At 70.6% G+C, this 3,672-nt stretch carries 5 protein-coding genes; all 5 read right to left on the bottom strand.

What is annotated here, in order from left to right:
* A partial coding sequence (locus tag ACT4N8_RS11570) for a peptidylprolyl isomerase (protein WP_444858276.1) occupies positions 1-714 on the bottom strand: 714 nt, incomplete at its 3' end.
* 60 nt (positions 715-774) lie between these two features.
* Positions 775-1,278, bottom strand: coding sequence for a pantetheine-phosphate adenylyltransferase (coaD, locus tag ACT4N8_RS11565; protein ID WP_444858275.1), 504 nt, complete (start codon positions 1,276-1,278; stop codon positions 775-777).
* Between the two features lie 18 nt (positions 1,279-1,296).
* Positions 1,297-2,196 carry a polyprenyl synthetase family protein gene (locus ACT4N8_RS11560; RefSeq protein WP_444858277.1) on the bottom strand — a complete coding sequence of 300 codons (900 nt, stop codon included), beginning with the start codon at positions 2,194-2,196 and terminating at the stop codon, positions 1,297-1,299.
* A gap of 7 nt (positions 2,197-2,203) precedes the next feature.
* The gene (locus ACT4N8_RS11555; RefSeq protein ID WP_444858274.1) at positions 2,204-2,455 is read right to left on the bottom strand and encodes an exodeoxyribonuclease VII small subunit; all 252 of its coding nucleotides are present in this window, start codon (positions 2,453-2,455) and stop codon (positions 2,204-2,206) included.
* Between the two features lie 33 nt (positions 2,456-2,488).
* The gene (locus tag ACT4N8_RS11550; RefSeq protein ID WP_444858273.1) at positions 2,489-3,589 is read right to left on the bottom strand and encodes an MBL fold metallo-hydrolase; all 1,101 of its coding nucleotides are present in this window, start codon (positions 3,587-3,589) and stop codon (positions 2,489-2,491) included.
* Positions 3,590-3,672 lie beyond the last annotated feature (83 nt).

Below are 3,672 nucleotides of genomic sequence, written 5' to 3'. Positions count from 1 at the left end.
GGCGGGGCCGGTCCGCGCCGTCGGCGGCGCCTGCGTGCCGGCCGGGCCGCCGGCCTGGAGCGCGGCGGCGACCTCTTCGGGCGTCGGCGGCGGCACGTTGTCCGAGCCGATCGAGGCGCGCACGATCCGGGTCGGCTGGAGCGGCGGCTCGCCCCGGCTGATCGCGTCGACGAAGCTCATCCCGCCGACCACCCGGCCGAACACGGTATAGTCGCGGTCCATCACGGTGCGCGGGGTGAACATGATGTAGAACTGGCTGTTGGCGCTGTTGCGGTCCTGGCCGCGCGCCATCGCGACCGCGCCGCGCATGTGCGGCAGGCCGTTGATCTCGATGTTGAGCGGCGGCAGCTCGGAGCCGCCGGTGCCGTCGCCTTGCGGATCGCCGCCCTGCGCCCTGAAGCCCTCGATGACGCGGTGGAAGGCGAGGCCGTTGTAGAAGCCCCGGCGGGTGAGCGTGCGGATCCGCTCGACATGGTTGGGGGCGCGGTCGGGGCGGAGCTGGATCGTCACCCGGCCGCCGGAGGTGAGGTCCAGCACCCAGCTGTTCTCGGGGGTGAGCGGCGGCGGGATGGGGCTCACCGGCCCCGTCCGGACGGGCGCGGGGTTCTCAGGCGTAGCTTCCTGCGCGGCGGATCCTTCGGCGGGCCGCTGGGCGGGCAAGGCGGCGGCGCTGAACAGGCTGGCCAAGCCGGCGAAAATCGACAACAAACGCATGCGCATAGCTATTCTCTACCCCGGTCCTTCGAACCTCTCTAGAGACGCGACGCGTCCGGCTCAACCGCCCTTGCGGCCGATCTCATCCACCCGCGCCCGCACCTGCGCCGCCACCGCCGGGGTGACGAAGCGGCCGATGTCGCCGCCATAGAGCGCGATCTCCTTGACCAGCTTCGACGCGATCGGCTGCAGCGACACGCCCGCCATCAGGAACACCGTCTCGATGTCGTCATTCAGCTGCTGGTTCATCCCCGCCATCTGAAACTCATATTCGAAATCGGCGACCGCCCTGAGGCCGCGGACGATCATCGCCGCGCCCTCGCGCACCGCGAAATCCATCAGCAGCGAATCGAACGCGACGACGCTGATCCTACCGTCCGCCACGTCGGCCACTTCACGCTTCACCATTTCGAGCCGCTCGTCGACGGTGAACATCGGCGATTTGGACGGGTTGGTGGTGACGCCGATCACCAGCCGGTCGACGAGATGCGCGGCGCGGCGGATGATATCCATATGGCCGAGCGTGATCGGATCGAACGTGCCCGGATAGACGGCGGTCTTCATGGCCGCACCATAGCGGGCTTAGTGGTCCCGCTCCACCGCGAAGCGGGCGACGGCGCGGAGCAGCTCCGCCTCCTCGCCGAACGGGCGGAGATGGTCGATCGCCTGGTCGACGAGGGCGCGTGCCTGTGCCCGGGCCCGCTCGGCACCGAGCAGCGAGACGAAGGTTTCCTTGCCGGCGTCGCGGTCCTTGCCGACCCTTTTGCCTGCGCGCTCCTCGCAGCCTTCGTGATCGAGCAGGTCGTCGGCGATCTGGAAGGCGAGGCCGATGTCGCGGGCATAGCCGCGCAGTCCCGTTCGCCCCTCGGCCGGGGCGCGGCCCATGATCGCCGCCGCCTCGAGGCAGCAGCCGATCAGCGCGCCGGTCTTGAGCTGCTGGAGCCGGGTGACCGCGGCAAGGTCGAGCGCGATCTCGCCCGCCATCAGATCGATCATCTGCCCGCCCGCCATCCCCGCCGGGCCCGAGGCGCGGGCGAGCGCGCCGACCAGCTCGGCGCGAACGAACGGGTCCTCATGCGTCGCCTCGTCGGCGAGCAGCTCGAAGGCGAGCGCATGGAGCGAATCGCCGGCGAGAATTGCGGTGCATTCGTCGAAAGCGCGGTGCAGGGTCGGCTTGCCGCGCCTCAGATCGTCGTCGTCCATGCAAGGCAGATCGTCGTGGATCAGCGAGTAGACGTGGATGCACTCGACCGCGAGGCCGACCCGGATCGAGCGGTCGCGGCCGACTCCGAACAGGTCGCAGCCCGCCACGACCAGCAAGGGCCGCATTCGCTTGCCGCCGCCGATCGCCGAATAACGCATCGCTTCGTAAAGCCGGGCGCGCGCGTCGCCGGGAACGGCGAGCAGCCCGTCGAAGGCGTCGTCGATCTCCGCGCCGATCTCTTTCAGCGCCGCCGCGAGCGATGCCGACTGCGTTTCCACCCGGGGCTCAGTCGCCACCGAAGGGCGCCGTTCCACTCGGCGCCCCGTCGCGGCCGAACTGAATCTGCTCGATCCTGGCCTGCGCCGCCTGGAGCCGGGCCTCGCATTGCTGCTTCAGCTTGTCGCCCTCTTCGTAGAGCAGAATCGCCTCGTCGAGCGACGCCTCGCCGCTCTCCAGCTTGCGGACGATCTCCTCGAGCCGCTTCAGCGCGGCCTCGAAGCTCAGCTCCGCGACGTCAGGTGCGGGTTGGTCAGCCATTGCGGGCCAGATTGAGCGCCGGGCGGGCCGGGGTCAAGCGGCGGCCTGCCGATACCAGGCGACGCCGTCCCGCACTTCGCGCCGGGCGCGCCCGCCGGCCTGGAGATGGCGTAGATGGGCGAGCGCTTCGCCGGTGGCGAGGCCGTAAACGCCGTCGCCGATCGCGCGGCCGAAGAGGATGGAGAAGCAATCGACGGCGCGGCGCGGCTCCGCCAGATGATCGTGCAGCGCGTCGAGGCGGCCGCGATGGCCCTCGGCGAGCGCGTCGAGCCGCGCGTGGAGGCCGGTGAAGGGCTCGCCGTGCGACGGGAGCACGAGGAGATCGTCGGGCAGGCGGCGCAGCTTCGCAATCGAATCGAGCCATTCGCCGAGCGGGTCCGCCTCGGGCTCGCTCAAAGCGAGCGAGACGTTCGAGGTGATCCGCGGCAGGACCTGGTCGCCGGCGATCATCAATTTGCCCGCCTCGTCGACCAGGCAGGCATGTTCGGGCGAGTGGCCACTGCCGACGACGACGCGCCAGTCGCGCGCGCCGATCCGGACCGTGTCTCCCTCTTGCAGCCGGACATAGCTGACCGGCACCGGACTCACCACCGAGGCGAAGCGGCCCCAGCCCTTCTCGGTCTCGGCCGCGATTCGCTCCTCGTCCCAGCCCGCCGCGCGCCAATAGGCGGTCGCCTCCGCCGGCGGCGCGTCGCGCACGTCGGTGGTCAGCATCCGCGCGAACAACCATTCGCCGCGCGTCATCCAGAGCCGCACGCCAAACATTTCGCAGAGCCAGCCGGCGAGGCCGAGATGGTCGGGATGAAAATGGGTGCAGATCACCCGCGTGACGGTCTGCCCCGCCAAAGGCCCTGCGAACAAGGCCTCCCAGGCCTCGCGCGCGGGCGGGATGTCGAGGCCGCTGTCGACCAAAGCGACGCCGTCGCCGTCCTCCAGAAGCCACAGGTTGATATGGTTGAGCGAGCCCGGCACCGGCGAGCGCGTCCAGCCGACCCCGTCGGCGAGCGCCGTAACTTCACCCGCCGCAGGCCCGCTCCGCCCGAGCGGATAGGTCAGCCCCTTATGCGAATAAGGCGTGTCGGCGAGCGATTCGTCCGGCGAGGGCGGCTCAGCTCTTGAAGAGGGTTTCGGCATTCGGCTCGGCGTCGGCCGGGGCTTCGGGCGCGGCTTCGCCGCTCTCCGCGGCGAGCGCCGCCTCGGCCTCGCGGGCAGCGGCC

The organism is Sphingosinicella sp. (assembly GCF_052387495.1).
Classification (GTDB): domain Bacteria; phylum Pseudomonadota; class Alphaproteobacteria; order Sphingomonadales; family Sphingomonadaceae; genus Allosphingosinicella.
This window is presented reverse-complemented; position numbering and strand designations above follow the sequence as displayed.